A 20,923-nucleotide genomic window follows, 5' to 3' on the forward strand; every position below is an offset into this window, starting at 1 on the left:
ATGAGCCTAAACAGGAGATCGCTGCTCACCTCAGGTTCGGCCGCGCTGGCGGCAGCCAGCCTGGGATGGCCGACATCATCGCGCGCCGCCTCCTCGATCGTGGCGACGACCTATCCCGGCAGCTTTGACGAGGCCTTCCGCGCCGTGGTCGGGCCGGCTTTCAAGAAGACCAGCGACGGCGGTGTCACCTTCACGCCTCTGCTGGGTGTCGACCAGATCGGCAAGATCCAGGCCTCGCGCAATGCGCCGCCGTTCGACGTGGTGCTGTTCGACGAGGGCCCGCTGATCCCGGCGATCGCGAGCGGCGTGCTGGAAAAATTCCCGGTCGAGCAGTCGAAGTCGTATGCCGACATTCCAAGCGCATTCCGTCATCCCGACGGCTATGCGCCCGTGATCACCTGTCAGCTGATCGGCATCGCCTACAATCCGAAGAAAATCACGACGCCGCCGACCTCGTGGGAGGATCTCTGGAAGCCGGAATACAAGGGCCGCGTCGGCATCACCGGGCTCGGCTCGAGCCTCGGCACGGCTTTCATGGTCGAGATCGCAAAACTAAACGGCGGCTCCGAGACCAATATCGAGCCGGCCTTCGACGCCGTCAAGAAGCTGCTGCCGAATGTCGGCGCGATCGCGGCCTCGCCCGGTGCGCTGGCGGCACTGTTCCAGCAGGGCGAGATCGATATCGCATTCAATTTCTGGAACAACGTGGCGCTGCTCGCCGCCAAGGGCGTCGACATCGCCTTCGCCAAGCCGAAGTCTGGCGCCGTCGTGATCCGCACCAGCGCACAGATCGTGAAAAACAACCAGGATTCGAAGGCGGTGCTGGACTATCTCGACACGGTGATGTCGGTCGATACGCAAAAGGGGCTCGAAGCCTCGCCCTGGGTGATGATGCCGACCAACAGCAAGGTGGCTCTGACAGGCGCGAACCTCACCGTCGCCAAGAGCGTCGATGATCTCGTCGCCAACAATGTCCTGCTCGACTGGACCAAATTCCAGGCGATGCGCGGCGAATGGATCACCCGCTTCAGCAAGGAAGTGAAGATCTAGATGAGTCCGGCCAGCACGAGCGCATCCAGACAGTTGCTGCCGGTGGTTCCGCTGGCAGTGCTGTTCTTCGCAGCCTTCGTGCTGCCTCTGGCCGCGCTCGTGCTGGTCAGCCTGTTCCGCGATCCACAATTCTCGAACCTGTCGGCGGTGCAATATCTGCGCTTCTTCGCCGATCCGTTCAGCCTTAAAGTGCTGTCGGACACGCTGCTGCTGGGAGCGGAGGTCGCGTTGGCGACGCTGATCCTCGCCTACCCGCTCGCACTGGTTTATGTCGCGAGCAGCCAGGTCATGCGCACCCTGATCACGTTCCTGATCATGCTGCCGCTGCTGACCAGCACGGTGGTGCGCACCTTTGCCTGGATCGTCATTCTCGGCCGCGACGGCATCATCAACTCGGCGATGCTGTCGCTCGGGCTGTGGCAAGCGCCGGCCCGGCTGCTCTACACCTGGGAGGGCATGGTTCTGGCGTTGACCCAGATCCAGTTGCCCCTGATGGCGCTACCTGTGATCAATAGCCTGCTGCGGCTCGACGGCAATCTGACGCGGGCGGCGGAAGGGCTGGGTGCGAGCCGCGCCCGCATCTTCGTCACCGTCATCCTGCCGCTGACGCTGCCGGGGGCCATCGCCGGCTGGCTGCTGGTCTTTGCCGCGGCCGCAACCGCCTTCATCACCCAGACGCTGGTCGGCGGCGGTCGCATCATCCTGATGCCGTCCTATATCTACCAGCAGGCGGTCGGCGTGCAGGACTGGCCGTTCTCGGCCGCGCTGTCGCTGATCTTCACGCTCGCCGTGACCGGCATCGTCTTTGCCATCGGCGCGCTGTCCCGCCGCGTCGTGCGAGGCGTCGATGCAGCGTAGCCTCGTCGATCGGGTCTATTCGGCCGTCATCGGTGCGATCACCGGCTTCGGCATGCTGTTGCTACTGGCGCCGACGCTGGTCGTCGTCATCATTTCCTTCACCGGCGGCATCACCCTGAAGTTTCCGCCGCCGAGCTGGTCGCTGCGCTGGTATGTCGAGCTGCTGCAATCGCAGGAGATCATTGAGCCCGCGCTGACCAGCCTCAAGGTTGCTGCGGCCGCGACGGTTCTCTCCGCGGTGCTGGGCGGAGCGGCGGCGCTGGGCCTCGCCCGGAGCAGGCTGAAGATCGCACGCGCACTGGATGCGTTGTTCATGTCGCCGATGGTGCTGCCGGCGATGGCGTTCGGCCTGTCGCTGCTGCTGGTGTTCAACCTGCTCGGCATCCGCCTGTCGGCGGCGACGCTGGTGCTCGGCCACACCATCATCTGCGTGCCTTTCGTGATCAGAATGGTCGGCGCCTCGGTGCAGCAGCTCAATCCGGTGCTGATCACCTGCTCGCTCAGCCTGGGCGCCAGCCGCTGGTACACCTTCCGCCGGATCACGCTGCCGCTGATCCGCCGCGGCATCGTCGCCAGCTGCTTTGTCGCGTTCCTGACCTCGTTCGACAACGTTCCGGTGTCGCTGTTCCTGGCCGACGCGCGCACCGAAGTGCTGCCAATAAAACTCTGGGCGATTCTCGAAGGCAGCCTCGACGTGCGCGTGGCCGCCGTCTCCGGCGTGATCGTGCTGGTGACGCTGACCGGCCTCGTCTGCGCCGAGATCTTCGGCGGCGTCAGCCGCCAGATCGGGAGCCGCTGACGATGCCGATCGAACGCGACCTTCGCGGATATGGAAGGACACGCCCGGATATCGTCTGGCCCAACGGCGCCCGCGTCGCAGTCTCGCTGGTGGTGAACTTCGAGGAAGGCGCCGAGCTCGCCGTCGAGCAGGGCGACGCGGAGACCGAACGCTATGGCGAGGTCGCCTCGACGTCGCCGCCTGGTGTCCGCGATCTCGTGCAGGAACAGGTGTTCGACTACGGCCTACGCGCCGGCCTGTGGCGCTTCCTCGACGCCTTCGCTGAGGCCGATGTCCGCTCGACCTTCATGATGTGCGGCCGCGCGGTCGAGCGCGTGCCGGAGCTTGCCCGCGCCGTCGTCGAAGCCGGGCACGAGCCGGCCGTGCACGGCTGGCGCTGGCTGCCGCACGCGCTCTATCGCGATGCCGAGACCGAGCGTCGCGACATCGAGAAGACGCGCGACGTCATTGCCCGCGCGACCGGCGTTACGCCAGTCGGCTTCATGACCCGGGGCAGCCAGAGCGCCTGGACGCGCGACCTGCTGACCGAGCTTGGCTTCGCTTACGACAGCAATGCGCTCGATGACGACCTGCCGTATTGGAGCCGATCGCCGCAGGGATCGATCCTGATCCTGCCCTATGGCTTCGACACCAACGACATGAAGTTCTTCCATCCGAACGGCTTCGTGCAGCCGGAGGACTTTTCGAACTACGTCAGCGCTGCCCTCGCGACCTTGATCGGAGAGGCCGAGCGCGGCCAATCCTCGATGCTGTCGATCGGATTTCACTTGCGTATATGTGGCCGGCCCGCACGCTTCCGCGCCGTGAAAGCCATTCTCGCGGAGCTTGCGCGGCTCGACGGCCGCGTCTGGATCGCAACACGCGCCGACATCGCGGCGCATTTTCGCGAGGCTGTGAATATTTCCTTGCGCTAGGCCGCGCGCACCCCGGCAACGAAGGTGCTGACCTCGTCCTGAAGCGATTGCAGCTTCTGGGTCAGGCGGCCGCTCGACTGCAGCACGAGGCCGGCGGCCTGGCCGGTCTCGGCGGTCGCTTCGGTGACGCCGGAGATGTTTTGCGAGACCTGGTCGGTGCCGGAGGCCGCCTCCTGCACGCTGTGAGCGATGGCCGCGGTCGCGGCGCCCTGCTCCTCGACCGCGGCGGCGATCGACGAGGAGATCTCGTTGACCTCCATGATGGTGGCGCGGATGCTTTCGATGTTGCCGACGACCTGATTGGTCTCGGCCTGGATCGCGTTGATCTGCGCGCCGATCTCGTCGGTCGCCTTCGCGGTCTGGCTCGCCAGCGATTTGACCTCGCTCGCGACCACCGCGAAGCCCTTGCCGGCCTCACCGGCACGCGCGGCCTCGATGGTGGCGTTGAGCGCGAGCAGGTTGGTCTGCGAGGCGATCTGGTTGATGAGGTCGATGACCTCGCCGATCTTGTGCGCGGAAGCGGCGAGCCCCTGCACGGTGTCGTTGGTGCGCTGGCCGTCGGCGGCGGCCCTGTCGGCCACGTTTGCTGCCTGCGCGACACGCTGGCTGATCTCGGTGATCGAGGACGACAGCTCGCCGGCGGCGGAAGCCACCGTCTGAACGTTGCTCGAAGCCTGCTGGCATGCGGTTGCGACCAGGCTCGCGCGGTCGGTCGCCTTGTTCGCGGTCTCCGACATGCCCTGGGCCGCCTGCTGCATCGCGCGCGCTTCGTCGAAGACGTCGCGGACCACGCCCTGCACGCTCGCCTCGAACTTGCCGGCGAGATCGGCCATCGTCTTGCGCTTCTCGTCGTCGGCCCGCTGCTTCGCCTCCTGCTGCTCGGCGTGCATCCGGCCCACGGCCGACGCATTGTCCTTGAACACGGCGAGCGCCTTGGCAAGCGCACCGACCTCGTTGTTGCGATCGGTATAGGGCACCTCGAAGGCACTGTCGCCGGCGGCGAGGCGCTCGGTCAGCGCGGTGATCTTCGCGAGCGGCCTTGTGACGCTGCGGCCGATCACGAAGGAGGCGCCGAGCACGAGCACGAGCACGGCAAGCCCCACCAGCGCAAACGTCATCGCATCCTGGCGGAACACGGCGTCGACGTCGTCAAGATAGATGCCGGTGCCGATGATCCAGCCCCAGGGCGCAAAGCCCTTCACATAGGAGATTTTCCCGACCGGCTGGTCGAAGCCGGGCTTCGGCCAGAGGTAGCTGTAGAAGCCCGCGCCCTGCTTGTTGACGACGTCAACGAAACCCGAGAACAGGCGATTGCCCGTGGGGTCCTTCATGTCGGAGAGATCCTTGCCGTCAAGCTCGGGCTTGATCGGATGCATGATCATCTTCGCGGCCATGTCGTTGAGCCAGAAATACTCGACCTTGTCGTAGCGGAGGCTCTTGATCTGCGCCACCGCGGCGGCCTGGGCCTGCTCGCGCGGCAATTTTCCCTCGCTCTCGAGCTTCTGGTAGTGCGCCAAAATGCCGTAGCCAACGTCGACCATGTGCTGCGTCTTGGCCTGGCGATCGGCGATCATCTGTGTGCGCAGGGTCGAAAGCGAGATCGGCGCCAGCGCGACCATGCCGAGGAGGCTGATGCCGACAATCAGAACCAGCTTGAAACTGATGCGGGAGAAAATCATCGGGGCTCGCAAAATTGTAAAGGCTGATATGCCATTTTATCCCGAACGCCTTAGCAAAGCTTTAAGCATTCGGGTTCGCCAAAGCCCCACGAAATTGGGTGAGTAGGCGGCGGGCATGCCGCGCGCGACTTGGCAGGTTTGCGAGGCCAGCCGCATCCGAGATCCAACCTCTTTAGATCTAGAAGACCTCGATATCGCTCCTCGAAGCGTTGACTTGCGCGAGCCTCTGGCGGAACGATCGCACAGAGATTTTGCGCCGGATGTGGCGTGCGTGCAGCCGAAGGCCAGAGGCTCAATGCAGCAATCGACATACGCAAGACCCCTCGAACTGCCAGCGCTGAGCGCGGCGGAGCGGCTCTTCATTTGGGGATTTCGGGCAAAGGCACGCAGTGGGACCGCCGTTCCGACCGCAACCGATATCCAGCAGGTGTACGACCACTTTCGCGTCGGCGATGCCGTGCCGTCGCTGGACTCCATCATCGAGATCTTTGGGTGCACGGCACATACGGCCATCGAGGTCCATTGCCCCACTTGTCCGCGTATGTCGGAGAGCGAGCACGGCATTTTGCGTGCGATCGCCGCAGCACAGAAGGAGCGCGACGATGTCGCGCGCGAGCAGTTCGAGGCCTGGCTGCCGCCGGTGGGCGCGGATTGGGCGCTGGCGCCGGTCAGGGGACTTGCGACGATCTTCCGCATGGCCGGCCTCATTCTGCCTGACCGGCACGTCCAGTCGCTGAACCACGATCGGATGATGGCGATGAAGAGCTGGCTTGTCGGAAGTCCTACGTTGCACTGACGGGATCGTTCATGACGCAGGATATTTGCGGCGCCGTGCCGGTTTCTCCGGAGGCCGGCCAGCCGCGGCTCTGCCCGCTCCAGGCCGTGCTTTCGACGCCGCGAAGCGTCGAAAGCTACGATGATTTTTGCCGCGTCGCGTTGTCGTTGTTCCGCTTCATCGGTGCGGCCTATACGACCGGCGCGTCGGATTGCTGGGAAGCGGCCTATCGTTTCGCCGACGAAGCACCGGGCGTTGCAGACAGTCCGCTGCTGGTTGCGCGCGCGGCTGCGCTCGTCCGGATCCTGCGCAGCGGCCGGCCATGCGAGCTGTGCTTCATGCCGCCCTCGTGCCGGCGCCTGTCGAAGGACGAGGCGGAGCTGATGCGGCTGCTGGCGGTGGCACGCAGCAAGCAGCCCGGCGAGCTCGAGTCAGTCGTCTGCCAGTTCGTCGGCAACGAGATCGAGATTGCGACAACGCGGGCCGTCAATGCACTCGCCTTGTGCTGATGCTTTGATGGGTTCTACTCGCAACGAGAGCGGTCTTGCTGTATTGACACGTCATGGCGGCGCAGTGCTCGATGCCCTCCATGAAACCTCCAGACGGCTCCAGCGATCACCACCGCTGGGGTCGTCGTTTCGCGACATGACCTAGCTGCCCTTCTTGTCGAGCACGAGATCGATCGTGTGTGCGGCGATCTTGCGCAGCTGCGCCTCGTCGCCGAACGCGCGTTCGAGCACGGCGAGCCCGCGCGTCACCGTAATGATGTGCAGCGCTGCTGCGGCAGCGTTGCCGTTGAACTCGCCGCGCGTCGCGGCTGCCGACAACGCGTCCTGAACCAGCCCGGTGATGCGTGACACGAGGTTCGCAAAGGCCTGGCGCGCGTCGTCATCGAGCCCCTCGCCTTCGGCCGCACCGAGCTCCATCAATCCGCGTGTGGTCGGGCAGCCGCGCGGCGGCGAGCCGGAGCGGAAGTTCGTGATGGTCAGGTCGAAGAACGCGGTGAGGCGCTTGCGCAACGAGCCCGCGCTGAGCGCCTTCTGCAGGGCGAGAAGATAGTCGCCCGCATAGCGCTCATAGGCCTGGAGGAACAAAGCCTCCTTGCTGCCGAAGGCGTTGTAGAGGCTGCCGCGCTGGACGCCGGCGTCGCGCGCGATGTCCGACAGCGAGGTGCCGCGCACGCCCTTGCGCCAGAACTGGTCGAACGCGATGCGCAGGACATCGTCGTGGTCGAATTCGCGCGGCCTCAAATTCTGCTCCTCTGAAGATATTTGACACACCGTCAAGAACATGATTTCTAAACATCGTGTCAAAAACTAATCGGGATTGATAGCCCGTTTCGTCAATGGGCCGAACGGCCGGCGGATGCATGCGCCTCGGCCGGTCGCGCCCGCATGCAAAGGGATCCGCTCATGCCCCTCCTCCACATCTCGATGCGCGCCGGAAAGTCTGACGCCTACCGGCAGGCGATCCTCGACGGCCTCTATCGCGCCATGCGCGAGGCGCTGAACGTGCCCGAAGGCGACGAGTTCATGACCATCAGCGAGCTGTCGCCCGCAAACTTCCGCTGCGGCAACGCCTACGGCGTCAAGCGCAGCGACGACGCCGTGCTGATCCAGATCACCGTGTTTGCCTCGCGCACCCCAGAGCAGAAGAAGGCGCTGTATCGTCGGATCGCGGAGCTGCTCGGTGACAACCCGGGCATCCGGCCCGAGGACGTGTTCGTCAACGTGCTCGACGCGCCGAAGGAGAACTGGTCCGTCGGGAACGGCCTCGCGCAGTTCGCGTGAGCGTGTCGGACCCGCCGATGCCCTCTTGAGAATTGCTGGCCGGAAGGGTCTGATAGAGAGCTCAATGCGATCGGCCAACCAGCCGGGCCGGAGGGAGAGTGACATGGCCGCATTCCGGGGGAGCTGCCTGTGCGGCGAGGTCGCGTTCGAGATCGAGGGCCCGTTCGACCACTTTCTCAACTGCCATTGCTCGCGCTGCCGCAAGGCGACCGGCACCGCGCATTCCTGCGAGGTGATCGTGAAGGCGGAAGCGCTACGCTGGCTGCGCGGCGAAGCGTCCGTCGCGCGCTTCGATCTGCCCCATGCGCGAAGCTTTGCGACAGCGTTCTGCAAGACTTGCGGCAGCCCGATGCCGCACCTCACCCGCAGCGGACGCGAGGCCATTATCCACGCCGGCGCATTCGACGAGCCGCTGGGCGCGACGCCCGACCGGCATGTGCAATGGGCGTCGCGCGCGGAGTGGTACGTGCACGGCGACGGATTGCCGACGGAGGATTGAGGCTCAGCTTTGCCCATGCCCACCGTGGCGGCGGTGATACGCACTTGGCGACGGCCAGCTCCAGTCCTTCAGTGTCGTTCGATCCGGCTCGAAAATCTCAATCTTGAGCGCATGGCATGCCGCGTCATCGCTGGAATGGGTTGCGCTACAGTCTCCACCGGGGCAGGCCGACAGCGCGCCGAGCAGGTCGATCTCCGCGAGAAACTCGATGAAGTCGCCGGGGCGAACCGGACTTGCCTTCATGAAATACTGGTGCGTGTCTTTCGTGAATCCGGTGCACATGAAGACGTTGAGCACATCGTGGACGTGATGCTCGATCGCACGTGGCTCCATCTTCAGCTCGGCGGCAAGCGCGCGGGACAGGTTGGAATGGCAGCAGAAATCATAAGCTGCGCCGTTCAACAGGAGATTTGTATAGGGATCGCAGCGCGTGCCGATGACATCATGAATTCCGGCGCCGTCCTCGTCAAAGCCATACCAGCCGAGCGTGTCGTGGCTGATGGTCGCCATCGGCCGAAGGTAGGGCATGCTGCTCCAGAGCCGGGCCCCGACGCCGACATGCGTGCCATGGAGTGCCCGTGTCTTGCCGCTGAAGAAGCGCTCGGAGAGATCGTCCGCATTCCAGAGATTGAGGTCACCGACCTGCGGGCCCTCGATGCTGACGATGCGGAAGAACTGGCCACGCGCCACGCGGAATGTTCTGGCGTCGCGCGGCGGGACGATGAGCTCGTGTGTTTTGACCATCGTGCGGCGAGCCTGCTCGAGCGCGGCCAGGTCGGGTCCGGGCATCGTGCCGGCCGGATAGACGATGGTCGGTTTGGCGGCGCGGCGCGCGGCGGCGTCAGTGGGGGCGGGTGGGGTTTTGGACGACATCGTTTTAGCCAACGCACCCCTCCATGATCCCGTCGAGCTCGTCCTTCGAGAGCACGCCGAGCTCGGCGATGAAGACGATCCTTGCCCGCGGCGCGCCTGGTGCCGGCACCTCACCGGGGGCCAGCGTCGCGCGGCCGGCGGCGAACTGGAACACCGTCAAGCGCCCGGGCTGCTCGACCGTCTCGAACAGGCCCTTGGCGCGCGCCAGTTTTGGCGCCAGCCGGCCGATGGCCTGTTGCAAGCGCGGCAGCGAGATTGGCTGGTCCGACGTCCAGCTCAGCGTCTCGAAGCGCTCCTCTGCCGGTCGTTTCGGTCCCGGCTCACGTGGCGTGGGCGCGCGATCGGCATTCGCGGGAAACAGCAGTGCGGCTGGGATCTCGCCGTGTTTCGCATCGACGACCACGGCCGGGATGCGCAGCGCGCGGATGGTCTCGCGCATCCGCCCACCTGCCCCCTCGTCCGCGAGATCCAGCTTGCTCAGGGCCACGATATCGGCGACGCGCAGCTGCGCGCGCACCAACGCATCATCCAGGGTGGCCGACGGTGTCGCGGCATCCATCACGCAGAGCACCGTTTCCAGCGGCGCTTCGCGCAGGATCACGGGGTCCAACAGATTGCGTACGATGTCGGAGGGATCGGCGACGCCGCTGGTCTCGATGACGATGTACTCCGGCCGCGGATCACGCCGCAGCAGCGTGGAAAGCGTGCGCAAGAGATCGCCTTCGAGCGAGCAGCAGATGCAGCCATTGGCAAGGCTCACCACGCCGTCGCTCGCGCCCGCGATCAGCTCCGCATCGATGTTGATCGCGCCGAAATCATTGACGACGGCAGCGATCCGCCGCCCCTCTGCGTTCGCCAGCAAACGGTTGACGACCGTGGTCTTGCCAGCCCCCAGAAAGCCCGTGACCAGGAGAACGGGGACCGGCATGTATCAGCTCTCGACGATGGGGCGGCGGACCGGCTTTCCGGGCCGCGCCGCCACGTCCAGCACACCATCGCTGATCAGCGGCTGACCGCTGACGACGAGATGCCGCACGCCCTCGGACGCCCGGTTCATCGCGGTGAAGGTGGCGCGGTCGCTGAGCTTCTCGTAGTCGAACACCACGATATCGGCATCGGCGTCCTTCGCAAGCCGGCCCTTGGCGCGCATCGCGGGCGTGCTCTGCGACAGAATCTCCGCCGGGATCAGTGCGCATTTGCGCACGCCTTCGAGCAGCGACACCGCCTTGCGCTCGCGCACCCATTCGCGGATGAACTTTGTGAAGCAGCCGGCCGAGCGCGGATGCGAGGTGGCGTCATCGGGCAGCGGCCAGGCGTCGCCGGTGTAGGTCTTGCCGTCCGACGTCGTCCACGGCATCGCGTCGGAGGCGATCGCGCCGCCGGGATACAGCACCGACATGTCGAGGAGATCGCGGTGATGCGCATTGTTCTCGGTGTCGAGAATGTGCCAGAGCACCAGCGAAGACGGCTCGTCGGCCTGTGCCTTGAGCAGCTCCTCGCGGTCGTGGAAGCGGTAGCCGTCGGTCACCCGCTGCACCGAATCGTAGCCGGTGCCGTTGCGCTCGACGAATTGGGGATCGCTGAAGAAGGCGGCGGCCAGCACGGTCGAACCGGTGCCGTAAGGGTAAGCCTCGACCGTGATCGGCAGGCCCTGCGCCTGCGCCTTGGCGATCAGCACGCGGCAGCGCTCGATGTCGGTCTTGCTCGACGAGTTGAAATGGCAGATGTGCATATGCGCGCCGGTGGCGCCGGCATAGCCGATCAGGCGGATATAGGCTTCCACCGCGCTTTCGGGGTCGATGCGCGACATGAAGGCGACATGGGTGAAGGTCGGCACGTCCTTGGCGGCGGCCAATTGGCAAACCGCGGTCAGCTCCTGCACACCGGCGCCCGGCGCATAGGCGTTGAGGATGCCGATGCCGATGCCGCCTTCGTTGAGGCCGCGCGTCAGGCGCTCGAGGACGCCTGAGACCTCCGCATCGGTTGCGACATTGTCCATCCAGCGGCGGTCGCGCATGGCATTGCCGAACGCCTCCAGCGAGCTCTCCGCATTGGAGCCCGTCATCGCGCCGATGCGCGCAAAGGCCCAGTTGGTGGCGGCGCCATAGTTCAGCACGCGGCCCTTCCTGGCCTGGCGCTCATACCACGACCCGACCGGCAGCACACCGGCCTCCAGATCGAGCGTCGTCGTGACACCGTCGAACGCTTGCATGCGGTCGGCCGGGATCGACTGGCCATGGGCGTGCAGATCGATGAAGCCGGGGGCGACCACGAGGCCGGTGGCGTCGATCACCCGCTCGGCGCCGCCGAGGCCCGTGCCGACCGCGGCGATCTTGCCGTCCACCACCGCCACATCGCCAACGGCGTCCATTCCGCTCGCGGGATCCACCACCCGGCCGCCAGAGATCACCAAACCGCTCATATCGTCACTCCGAAAAGCCATTGCCAAAATCTCCAAAGGCCCGGCAGCAGCTTCGGAGGCGTAAGAGCGGCCGCATCCCGCGCCGTCTCGGCGCGCATAGATGCAGATTTTTGGGGGAACGACCACCTCCGTCGATGCCGATGCAGCATGCTTGCATGTAAGGCCGGCAAACGCAGAGAGTGTATCGGGACCGGAGCGCAACAACGCCGTGGCCTAAATTCATCGATCCGATCGGCATGCGCGCGCATCCCCGCGGCATGATTTGCCCGAGCTATGCTTCTCGCTTCACCCTCTCGAAAGAAAGGGCGCAGGGAAGACCGGGCGCCGGCTGGCACCCATAAGACCCCTGCGCTGAACGAATGCACACGCAATGCACAGGGGAGACACAGGGCAGCCGAAACCCGGCCTTCCCTGCGCGATGGTCGGACGGCTTATGCCGTGCTCTCCCGGGAGCCGAACTTTCCTTCTGGCCTCCCTCGCTTCCACGAATTGACGATGCTGTCCGCCCGGTTGGGCTCGCACACACCTCCGCGAAAGCTTGACCGTAGCAACGACGGCCAGGACCACACGGTTTTGCCGTACGCACGGCCTGCCATGTCGCCGCAGTTTTCCCGGCCCTGTCGACGAAGCCGGAAACTTACAGACGAGACGAAGCCCAGCAGCGCCGTCGTCCGCACGCGGCCACGGGCTCACAGGGACTACCCGCCCTGCCCGCAACCTGTTCATGCCGACGCTGCCGCGTCCACCGCAAGCCCGGCTCGCGCATCGTGACGACGTACGATCGCCCCTCAAGGATGAGCCGGGATGGGCAAGACATACGACATTTCCGAATTTCGGTAAAGTGGAATATTTTTGTGAGGAGGGGTTGACGGGGTGGCGGGTGTTTTGCCCGACGGGTAAAGCATTCAAATCCGCGACCGCCGAGCCGCACTAACTCTCTAGCGTTGACCAAGAATGCGAGCGGCTAAATCTTGTCTGCGTAACGTTTCAAGATCAGGGTCTTCGACTTGCGAATATTCTATTGCGGACAAATTGTCCCCTCGCCGCCTATTCAGTGGTGGCTCAAGGCTCTCAATTAAGAGGGCCTCCAATGTTTCCAGAACGATAGGGTGTTTCCAGTCCGCAGCGACGGACGATAGCATTCCGTCAGGCTGGACAGCTCGCAGACCAAACCACGAAAATCGATCCCATCGACCACTGAGACGGTCGGTAGTATGAGCTTTGAGGCGAGCGAACATCATATCGTCAGCGCGACCGACGTAGATTACTCGGTCGCGGTCGTGAAGGAGATAAACACCTTGTTGACTTCCAAAATCTACATCCGACGAACCTCCGCTTTGTCTTCCGAGCATGCGAGTCCCGCGCGCCCAAATAACTAACTCGCGCCGCCAGTACATGCCGAATGCCTTGAGCGCGCCCGTCGAAGCTTCTTCAACCACCAGTGTGGGACTCGAAGTGGCTTCAATGCTCAATTCGCTCCTCAGTGCAAACTCTCCCATCCTCACACGCACATACGGGGAGTTTGGCCGATTTAGCGAGCTATTGATCGTGGCATTGACAGTTTGCGCTGGCGTCGCTCCCACCTCCTCACCGCGGAGGGCTTTTGCGATGATACGCTCTGTGATCTCCGTATAGTGAAGAGCTTCGCCGGCCTCACTCAATACGATCTGGACCGCCTCGTCCCACGTCATTGTCGGCATTTGTAAGCCTCCCCCATGATCAAAGGCCCGTAGGATGGGTGGAGCGACGCGCGCCCATCAACTCTCGTTCGAGAACAAGCACGATGGGTTTCGCAAGTGCTCTACCCATCCTACACACTGAAGCGACGCGCTACAGACCGCGATTGCCGACAGCGCTTCCAATCGTTTGCGCAAGATAGGCGTTCGTTGTGTTCTGGTCCGGCGGACCAATCGTAATAATCAGGTCATGGGTGCGGGTGCGACCCGTCGCAAAGAATGATCCGCTAGAATTCGCTGAGACCTGAAGCAGCTTCCAGGTCGGCGTGACGCTGCCATTGGACACGATGACGAACTTCAACTCCAGCGACACGGACAGCGGACCCAGGGAGCCGCCGCCTTTGTCGCTAGCTCCAGCCGGGGTGTTTTGCGCCCCACCACCGGTATCGGCAGCTCCGCCTTTGCCTTGGAGGGCTTTTTTCTTGCCGTCCGGAGGCGCCCCGCGCGATGGGTCCAGCTTGATTGGCGGATGAGACGGTAGAAAGCTTTGCGTGAGCATGGCGCCCATGAGCCACTTGTCGATACCGAGATCGCTTTCGATTAGGAACGGCGAACTGTGAGGCGGGTTCGCGAAGGCGTAGTCGTTGAGACAGATACTCTCCTCCGTAGGCCTCTTCATTAGATATTCAATGGAATAGGTGGGATTAAATTTATCAATCCGGGTCGCGGTCGATGACAGCGTCCCACCGAACCCTAAGTTAAATGACTGGCCGACGCTGATCGTATTTGCGCTGCCGACCCCGAAGATCGCGGCCGCATTTCTCAGCGTCTCATTGTAGGTCACACCCGGTGAAAGCGCGCTCGATTCATCAACTTGAAGGCTGAGGCTCGTAAGCGCGACCCATTCCTTCGGCAGCATAGGTAGCGTCTGTTTCGTGCCGTCGCGATAGATCAGCGTTTGCGGATATTCGTTGACGTGCTGAACGGCCTTCTTCAACTCGCAGTAGATCCTCTTTCTGATCTCGAACTCGATCTGCATGGTTGCCGAAAACGGCGGCGTCTTCGGATTGGTGGTTCGATCTTCGGGTTCGCCTGGACCATCGAAGGCTTCGCTGATCTCGGGCGAATGCAGTCCGCAGCCGCTCAGCAGCAGAAACGATGCGAGTGCCAGATGCAAACGCCTCCGAATATCCGAACTACTTCGCATTGGGCGACAGCGCATTGGGCGGCATCGCGTTCAGTTTCTTCTTGTTGTCGTCCGATGTGGTCTGAAGACGCTGCAGAGTCAGCAGGTCTTTCCCCTCCAGCAGAAATGTGGGATCGACGACGCGCTGCTGGCAGACCTTTTTGGGTCCAATCTGGACCCAAACGTCACAGGCGTGAGCTGAACCGACCGACAGCAGAATGAAAGCGGTCATCTCGAAGGCGACGCCTTTTGAAATACCCATGGCATCCACACAATGGCTTTCAAAATTCCTCCGACAAGGGTAGCGACACATCGTCGCTACCAAAAGTAGAAGCTGATCGCGGAGCCAATAATCCACAACTTTCGGGCGAGCCCGTAAGATGGGTACAGTTGAGCGAAACCCGTCGAGGATCTGTCCGATGAGGAAGCTTCATCCCCAGTTCTGCCGAGATGTCGGGGAGGAGGATCGGGGGAATTGGTAGCGGGAGAGGGACTCGAACCCCCGACCCCAGGATTATGATTCCCGTGCTCTAACCAGCTGAGCTACCCCGCCACAGGGTCGCGAACGGCTGTTACGGCCGATCTCGCGAACGCGCGGCATATAAGGAAGGGGGCGGCGGGCTGTCAAGCCAAGGTCGCCGGGTTCTGTTCGGTCCGATTTGGCGCCGGAATCCGTCCTTTTGGACCGGACTCGTGGAGGGTCCCCCTCACCCGGATCGCATCTGCGATGCGCTCCGGCCTCTCCCCGCGGGCGGGGAGAGGCGAAGGAAGAACGAGCGAAAAAAGAGCTATTTCGGCCGGACGGTCGGGTCGCCGCCGGGGCTGCCGGGGGGCGGGATGACAGGGGTATTGCCGCCAGTGTCGGGGGCCGGGGCGTGCATGTCGGGGTCAACGCCCGAGGGCGGGCAGAGTACGCCGTCGGATTTGGCCAGCTTGTCGCCGAGCGGTTCCCGGGACTGGCCGGTGGTGGTGGTGCCGCCGGGCGTGGTCGTCAGCCGGTCCGAGGGCGCGCAGCCGGCGGCGCGCTGAGTCTGGGGCGGCGCGGTCGCTTGCGGCGGCGTTGCCGGGGCGGGCGGGGCCTGCGCGATCGCACTGCCGGAGGCGGCGATCAGGAGGCTGGCCAGGATGATGTTTGATGTGGTGCGCATGGGAGGGAAACGCGCGGATCAGGTCCCGCGTTCCCGCTGCGCGATCACGATTTGCGGTAGCGGATCAGCGAAAAATGCCCCATCGGCGGCATGGGCCTGCGCTCGGTCAGCGTGACGCCGCCGTGCTTTGCCGCCCAGTTGACGAGGCGGTCCCACGGGAATTCCGGGCGCCAGCCGAGGCGGCGGGCGATCGGGGCGAAGGCCAGCTCGAACAGTTTTCGCGCACCGCTCTCGGCACCGATGTGGTTGACCAGGATCAGTTCGCCCCCTCGCTTGAGCACGCGCACGAACTCGTCGAGCGTGCCTTCGGGATCGGGCACGGCGGTGATGACATATTGCGCGACCACCGCGTCGAAGAAGTTTTCGGGGAAGGCGAGATTCTTCGCGTCCATCACCGAGAGCACTTCGACATTGGAGAGGCGCAAGCTCCGCACGCGCGCCTGCGCCTTGCGCAGCATCGGCTCGGAAATGTCGACGCCGCAGATCTTCGTGGTGCGCGAATAATCGGAGAGCGAGAGCCCGGTGCCGACGCCGACATCGAGGATGCGGCCGCCGATGCGGTCGGCCTCGGCGATGGTGGACTGCCGTCCGGCATCGAAGACCTTGCCGAACACGAGATCATAGACCGGCGCCCAGCGGCCATAGGCCTTCTCGACCCCGGCCCGCGAGATGTCTGCTGCCATGCCCCCTGCCCTGCCCTGAAGTTTTTTTAGCCGCGCACGGCTTCAGCGAGCGGCCTTGCCGTGCTGCTTGCGACCTTGGCGGCCGCGCTCTGGATGAAACCGCCGCCCAGCACGCGCGCCTGCCCCGAAGGCGCGTCGTAGAACACGCAGGCCTGGCCGGGCGAGACGCCCTCTTCGCCGGCGACGAGCTCGACCTCGTAATGGCCATCAGCGCCGCGCAGCCAGGCCGGCTGGGGGCTGCGGGTCGAGCGCACGCGCACGAACATCTCGAGGCCACTGCCGATGGCGCGATCGATATCGCCGTCGCCGATCCAGTTGACGTCGCGCAAGGTGATGCGGTGCATCTTCAAGGCCTCGCGCGGGCCGACGACGACGCGGCGATTGGCGGCCTCCAGCTTCACCACGAACAGCGGCGCGGAGGCGGCGATGCCGAGGCCGCGGCGCTGGCCGATGGTGAAATTGGCGATGCCGTGATGCTGGCCGAGCACGCGGCCGTCGAGATCGACGATGTCGCCGGGGTCCATCGCGTTCGGCCGCAGGCGGGTGATGATGTCGGTGTAGCGGCCCGTCGGCACGAAGCAGATGTCCTGGCTGTCGTGCTTGTCGGCGACGGACAGGCCGAAGCGGCGCGCGAGCTCGCGCGTCTCGGGCTTGGTCATGTCGCCGAGCGGGAAGCGCAGATAGTCGAGCTGTGACTGCGTGGTCGCGAACAGGAAATAGCTCTGGTCGCGGTCGGCATCGGCGGCGCAGACCAGCGCGCGCGAGCCACTAGCGAGACGGCGCGAGGCGACGTAATGGCCGGTGGCGAGCGCCTGGGCGCCGAGCTCGCGCGCGGTCTTCAGCAGGTCGCGGAATTTGACGGAGCGGTTGCACTCGATGCACGGCACCGGCGTTTCACCAAGAGCATAAGAGTCGGCGAAATTGTCGATGACGGACTCGCGAAAGCGGTCCTCGTAGTCGAGCACGTAATGGGGAATGCCGAGCTTGGCGGCAACGTCGCGGGCGTCGTGGATGTCCTGGCCGGCGCAGCAGGCGCCCTTGCGGTGGGTCGCGGCGCCATGGTCGTAGAGCTGGAGCGTGATGCCGACGACGTCATAGCCTCCAGCCTTGAGCAGCGCAGCCGTCGTCGAGGAATCGACGCCGCCCGACATGGCGACGACGACCCTGGTGTCCTCGGGACGGCCTTCGAGATCCAGACTGTTGAGCATGGCTTTCAAGGTGTGACGGCGGCGTTCGGCGATCCGCGATTTGCTTCTGGCCGGGACATCAGCAGCTCCAGGGAACTTCAGTTCCCGAGAGGCGCGGCTGGCCCGGTCGAAAGCGGCTGAGAGCGGTCTCTTTAATATAGGGGGCATCCCGGTGAAGCAATCACGGGGGCGGCCCGCTTAGGGCAATTCTTGCCGGGGAGGCAGAAATGGCGGTGTCCCGGACCGCTTCGGGACCCCTGCCCGAAACATTCAAGATACTGATTTTGCTTTATAAAATACTCTCGCGCGGGGCTGGCCCGCTCCTTGCTACCCCTTGACCGAAGATGTTTCCAAGGGGTCGCCTGTGGTCGGTGTGTCGTCAGATCTAGCTGCCAGCGTGCAGGTTTCGAGCACGCAGCAAAAGCCTGCGCGCTCGCAGAGCTCGAAAGACACCACCAACGACGCCTTCGGCTCGCTGGTGGACAGCACCACCCAGGCGATCAGCAACAATGCCTCGTCCTCGGCGCAGGACAGCGCGCCGCGCCGGAGCGATTCCTCGTCGTCCTCCTCCGCGTCCGACCGGAGCACGCGCGACACCTCCGCCAGCGACTCCGCCTCGCAGAGCAGGGCGAGCGACGACACCGACACATCCGCGCCCGCCAACAACGACGCGGCGGCCGATCCGGCCAAGGATGCCGCCAAGGATGCGGCCAAGACGGACAGCAAGACCAAGGACAAGTCCGAGACCTCCGACGCCAAATCGGCAGACAAGTCAGACGAGACCAAGGGCGACAAGACCACCGACGGGCTCGCCGCCGTCGATGCCGCGGCGACCGCGCAAATTGATCCGACGCAGACCGCCGTGCCCGATCCCAGCGTCGTGGTTGCCGCACCCGTCGTGCCGGTCGATCCGAACGCGGCCGCAAACCAGGCCACGGATACCGCTGCTTCCCCGCTGACGATCGCTGCCGCCGGCATCGCCGCCAGCGCCTCCACCGCGGCGCAGATCGCAGGCAAGACCGACACGGCCACGACCGGCGACAAGAGTGCCAAGACCGCCGGCGCGAAGGTCGCTGCCGACACCACGGGAACGCTGGGCGATGCCGCCACCGGCACGACCGACGCGACCGCGACCGAGGCCAAGACCAATGGCGGGCTGCTCGCCGCCGTGGACCAGGGCACGCCAAAGACCTCATTCAAGGCCGCCGCCACCGCGCAAGGACAGGCCGACGTCGCCAATATCGGCCAGGATGCGGGCCAGGCGAACGCGGCGCAGGCAACGGCAACGCCCGCCAACGCCGCTCATGCGCAAGCCGCCAAGCCGCAGGCCGATGCCGGCGCGACCGATGCGAAGGCCGACGCCAAGGCCGGCGCCGCTGACGCTGCGCCCAGTGCCGCGACCACGCACGCCCATGCCGGCACGCAAGCCGTCGCGACGCAGGCCGACACCAGCGCGCAGGCCGCCTCGGCCGTGCAGGCGCCGGTGACCAATACGACCTCGGCCGCCACAGCGTCCACCGCAACGCTCACCGCGACCGCGGCCACCTCCACGGCCGTGCCGATCAACGCCGTGCCGATCGAGATCGCGGCGGCCGCGCGCGCCGGCAAGACCCGCTTCGACATCAGCCTCGATCCGCTCGACCTCGGCCGCATCGACGTCCGCATCAATGTCGACCGCAACGGCCAGGTCACCTCGCATCTCACCGTCGAGAAGCCGGAGACGCTGCAGATGCTGCGGCAGGACGCGCCGCAATTGCAGCGCGCGCTCGACGATGCCGGCCTCAAGACCGGCAGCAACGGGCTCTCCTTCAGCCTGCGCGACCAGAATTCATCGGGCCAGAACTCCGGCCAGAACAACGACAATGGCGGCAATGCCCGCCGGCTGATCATCAGCGAGGACGAGACCGTTGCCGCTGCGCCCGTCGGGCGCGGCTACGGCCGCATGCTCGGATCGAGCAGCGGCGTCGACATCAGAGTGTGAGGAGTATTCGCATATGACCACCACGAATGCCGCCACCGCCCCATCCGTCGTCTCCGGCACGACGCAGACGTCTTCTTCATCGTCGTCCTCGTCGAACTCGCTGGGCTCGTCCACCGGCGCGACGCTCGCCGGCAATTTCCAGACCTTCCTGACGCTGCTGACGACGCAGCTGCAGAACCAGAACCCGCTCGACCCGCTCGACACCAACCAGTTCACCCAGCAGCTGGTGCAGTTCGCCGGCGTCGAGCAGCAGCTCAAGACCAACGATTCGCTGTCCCAGCTCGTCACCCTGCAGCAGACCACGCAGGCGACCCAGGCGCTGGGCTTCGTCGGCAAGACCGCGCTGGTCGACGGCACCACCGCGACCATGACGAATTCGTCGGCGACCTGGCATCTCAACGTGCCCAGCGACGCGACCGTCGACATCACCGTCGCCAACTCCACCGGCCAGACCGTGTTCACCGGCAAATATACCGCCGGCGCCGGCACCGACGTTCCCTTCACCTGGAACGGCCAGGGCAATGACGGCACGCAATGGCCCGACGGCAAGTACACGATCTCGGCCACGGGCAAGGATGTCGCGAACAACAATGTCGGCATCGCCGCGCAGGTGCAGGGCGTGGTGTCCTCGGTCGACCTGACCCAGTCGCCGCCGCTGCTGACCATCGACGGCGCCAGCTACACGATGAGCCAGGTGAAGAGCATCATCGCCACCAGCAGCAATTGAGACCCGCGCGCACGTCTCGAGCGCGGCTTGCACGCTCTGTTTGTTAGTAAAGTATTTACTTTCCGCCCCGCTCGGCCGGCTGAAACGCGCTTTCAGCCCTTCGGGCCGGTCGCGTTCCCGCAAGTTTCAACGAGAATTGTATTGAAGCCTTAGGCTTAGCGGATTTTTAAGCCGGCACGCGTAGGTTCATGGCGTGAGTTCAGTGGTTGAGAGTTTGTGAGTACGCCATGACAGAACCCCATCGCCCGAGGGTAAAATACGTCATCGGGCCGGACGGCAGTCCGCTGACGATTGCAGATCTGCCCGCGCCCGGCACCAAACGCTGGGTCATCCGCCGCAAGGCCGAAGTCGTCGCCGCTGTGCGTGGCGGACTTCTCTCCCTCGAGGAGGCCTGTAGCCGTTATACCCTGACGGTCGACGAATTCCTCTCCTGGCAGTTTTCCATCGACCAGCACGGTCTGGCGGGTCTTCGCACCACCCGCATCCAGCAATATCGCCAGTAAGCGATCCGGAAAACTGCGGCTTTTTACGAAAATCGGCCTCGCCCTGCGAGGCCGATTTTTTTCATGACGCGACTTTTGTCTGAGCTCTTAACCTTCGTTAACCATATCGAAACCATCACCTAGGCAATAATTGCCCACTCGACCGCTCTGGAATGCGGATCGAATCTGTCGGG

The 20,923-nt window shown here is 64.6% G+C and carries 22 protein-coding genes and 1 tRNA gene; 11 read left to right on the forward strand and 12 right to left on the reverse strand.

The features are described from left to right. Genes AC1RR3_RS02035 through AC1RR3_RS02050 form a run of 4 tightly spaced genes read left to right on the forward strand, consistent with a single transcriptional unit; the run spans nt 1 to nt 3,621 of the window. Nucleotides 1-1,050, forward strand: a complete 1,050-nt coding sequence (locus tag AC1RR3_RS02035; RefSeq protein ID WP_492818833.1) for an extracellular solute-binding protein — start codon at nt 1-3, stop codon at nt 1,048-1,050. After that, nucleotides 1,051-1,908: an ABC transporter permease gene (locus AC1RR3_RS02040; protein ID WP_492818835.1), complete on the forward strand. Its 858-nt coding sequence runs from the start codon at nt 1,051-1,053 to the stop codon at nt 1,906-1,908. Next, nucleotides 1,898-2,707 (forward strand): ABC transporter permease, encoded by an 810-nt coding sequence (locus AC1RR3_RS02045; RefSeq protein ID WP_492818837.1) that lies wholly within the window; start codon nt 1,898-1,900, stop codon nt 2,705-2,707. Before AC1RR3_RS02040 ends, AC1RR3_RS02045 begins: the two co-directional genes overlap by 11 nt. A 2-nt stretch (nt 2,708-2,709) precedes the next feature. After that, entirely contained in the window at nt 2,710-3,621 is a 912-nt protein-coding gene (locus AC1RR3_RS02050) for a polysaccharide deacetylase family protein (RefSeq protein ID WP_492818839.1), read from the forward strand. Here AC1RR3_RS02050 and AC1RR3_RS02055 read toward each other — a convergent pair. Beyond that, entirely contained in the window at nt 3,618-5,300 is a 1,683-nt protein-coding gene (locus AC1RR3_RS02055; RefSeq protein ID WP_492818841.1) for a methyl-accepting chemotaxis protein, read from the reverse strand. The genes AC1RR3_RS02050 and AC1RR3_RS02055 overlap by 4 nt on opposite strands. Nucleotides 5,301-5,415: 115 nt before the next feature. Here AC1RR3_RS02055 and AC1RR3_RS02060 point away from each other — a divergent pair, with 115 nt between their 5' ends. Both AC1RR3_RS02060 and AC1RR3_RS02065 read left to right on the forward strand, forming a co-directional pair. Further along, nucleotides 5,416-6,096: a hypothetical protein gene (locus tag AC1RR3_RS02060; protein WP_492818843.1), complete on the forward strand. Its 681-nt coding sequence runs from the start codon at nt 5,416-5,418 to the stop codon at nt 6,094-6,096. A gap of 11 nt (nt 6,097-6,107) precedes the next feature. After that, nucleotides 6,108-6,584 (forward strand): hypothetical protein, encoded by a 477-nt coding sequence (locus AC1RR3_RS02065; protein ID WP_492818845.1) that lies wholly within the window; start codon nt 6,108-6,110, stop codon nt 6,582-6,584. A gap of 141 nt (nt 6,585-6,725) precedes the next feature. Here AC1RR3_RS02065 and AC1RR3_RS02070 read toward each other — a convergent pair whose 3' ends face one another. Beyond that, nucleotides 6,726-7,325, reverse strand: a complete 600-nt coding sequence (locus tag AC1RR3_RS02070) for a TetR/AcrR family transcriptional regulator (RefSeq protein WP_492818847.1) — start codon at nt 7,323-7,325, stop codon at nt 6,726-6,728. A 162-nt stretch (nt 7,326-7,487) separates the two neighbouring features. Here AC1RR3_RS02070 and AC1RR3_RS02075 point away from each other — a divergent pair, with 162 nt between their 5' ends. Together AC1RR3_RS02075 and AC1RR3_RS02080 are read left to right on the forward strand one after the other, a co-directional pair. After that, nucleotides 7,488-7,865 (forward strand): tautomerase family protein, encoded by a 378-nt coding sequence (locus AC1RR3_RS02075; RefSeq protein ID WP_492818849.1) that lies wholly within the window; start codon nt 7,488-7,490, stop codon nt 7,863-7,865. Between the two features lie 103 nt (nt 7,866-7,968). Then, nucleotides 7,969-8,364, forward strand: coding sequence for a GFA family protein (locus tag AC1RR3_RS02080; RefSeq protein ID WP_492818851.1), 396 nt, complete (start codon nt 7,969-7,971; stop codon nt 8,362-8,364). A gap of 3 nt (nt 8,365-8,367) precedes the next feature. Here the strand turns inward: AC1RR3_RS02080 and AC1RR3_RS02085 are convergent, their stop codons facing one another. The 10 genes from AC1RR3_RS02085 to mnmA form a co-directional block, all read right to left on the reverse strand. Further along, complete coding sequence (locus AC1RR3_RS02085) at nt 8,368-9,237, reverse strand: urea carboxylase-associated family protein (RefSeq protein WP_492818853.1); 870 nt, start codon at nt 9,235-9,237, stop codon at nt 8,368-8,370. A gap of 4 nt (nt 9,238-9,241) precedes the next feature. Then, a complete protein-coding gene (locus AC1RR3_RS02090; RefSeq protein ID WP_492818855.1) occupies nt 9,242-10,165 on the reverse strand; it encodes a CobW family GTP-binding protein in 924 nt (307 codons plus the stop codon). A 3-nt stretch (nt 10,166-10,168) separates the two neighbouring features. Next, nucleotides 10,169-11,680, reverse strand: a complete 1,512-nt coding sequence (locus tag AC1RR3_RS02095; RefSeq protein ID WP_492818857.1) for an amidohydrolase family protein — start codon at nt 11,678-11,680, stop codon at nt 10,169-10,171. Nucleotides 11,681-12,597: 917 nt separating this feature from the next. Then, nucleotides 12,598-13,359 carry an HTH domain-containing protein gene (locus AC1RR3_RS02100; protein WP_492818859.1) on the reverse strand — a complete coding sequence of 254 codons (762 nt, stop codon included), beginning with the start codon at nt 13,357-13,359 and terminating at the stop codon, nt 12,598-12,600. Between the two features lie 130 nt (nt 13,360-13,489). After that, nucleotides 13,490-14,512: a hypothetical protein gene (locus AC1RR3_RS02105; RefSeq protein WP_492818861.1), complete on the reverse strand. Its 1,023-nt coding sequence runs from the start codon at nt 14,510-14,512 to the stop codon at nt 13,490-13,492. A 19-nt stretch (nt 14,513-14,531) separates the two neighbouring features. Then, entirely contained in the window at nt 14,532-14,792 is a 261-nt protein-coding gene (locus AC1RR3_RS02110; protein WP_492818863.1) for a hypothetical protein, read from the reverse strand. 205 nt (nt 14,793-14,997) lie between these two features. After that, nucleotides 14,998-15,074 (reverse strand) — tRNA-Met (locus AC1RR3_RS02115). Nucleotides 15,075-15,309: 235 nt separating this feature from the next. Beyond that, nucleotides 15,310-15,669 carry a hypothetical protein gene (locus tag AC1RR3_RS02120; RefSeq protein ID WP_492818865.1) on the reverse strand — a complete coding sequence of 120 codons (360 nt, stop codon included), beginning with the start codon at nt 15,667-15,669 and terminating at the stop codon, nt 15,310-15,312. Between the two features lie 44 nt (nt 15,670-15,713). After that, complete coding sequence (locus AC1RR3_RS02125; RefSeq protein WP_492818867.1) at nt 15,714-16,352, reverse strand: class I SAM-dependent methyltransferase; 639 nt, start codon at nt 16,350-16,352, stop codon at nt 15,714-15,716. Nucleotides 16,353-16,378: 26 nt separating this feature from the next. Next, nucleotides 16,379-17,560, reverse strand: coding sequence for a tRNA 2-thiouridine(34) synthase MnmA (gene mnmA / locus AC1RR3_RS02130; protein ID WP_492818869.1), 1,182 nt, complete (start codon nt 17,558-17,560; stop codon nt 16,379-16,381). Between the two features lie 343 nt (nt 17,561-17,903). Here mnmA and AC1RR3_RS02135 point away from each other — a divergent pair, with 343 nt between their 5' ends. From AC1RR3_RS02135 to sciP, 3 genes are all read left to right on the forward strand, one after another. Further along, nucleotides 17,904-19,520, forward strand: coding sequence for a flagellar hook-length control protein FliK (locus AC1RR3_RS02135; protein ID WP_492819774.1), 1,617 nt, complete (start codon nt 17,904-17,906; stop codon nt 19,518-19,520). A 13-nt stretch (nt 19,521-19,533) separates the two neighbouring features. Beyond that, complete coding sequence (locus tag AC1RR3_RS02140) at nt 19,534-20,247, forward strand: flagellar hook assembly protein FlgD (RefSeq protein WP_492818871.1); 714 nt, start codon at nt 19,534-19,536, stop codon at nt 20,245-20,247. Nucleotides 20,248-20,474: 227 nt separating this feature from the next. Beyond that, nucleotides 20,475-20,750 carry a CtrA inhibitor SciP gene (gene sciP, locus AC1RR3_RS02145; protein WP_002714638.1) on the forward strand — a complete coding sequence of 92 codons (276 nt, stop codon included), beginning with the start codon at nt 20,475-20,477 and terminating at the stop codon, nt 20,748-20,750. Nucleotides 20,751-20,923: the final 173 nt, after the last annotated feature.

Source organism: Bradyrhizobium sp. GW821-FHT13H05 (genome assembly GCF_058804065.1).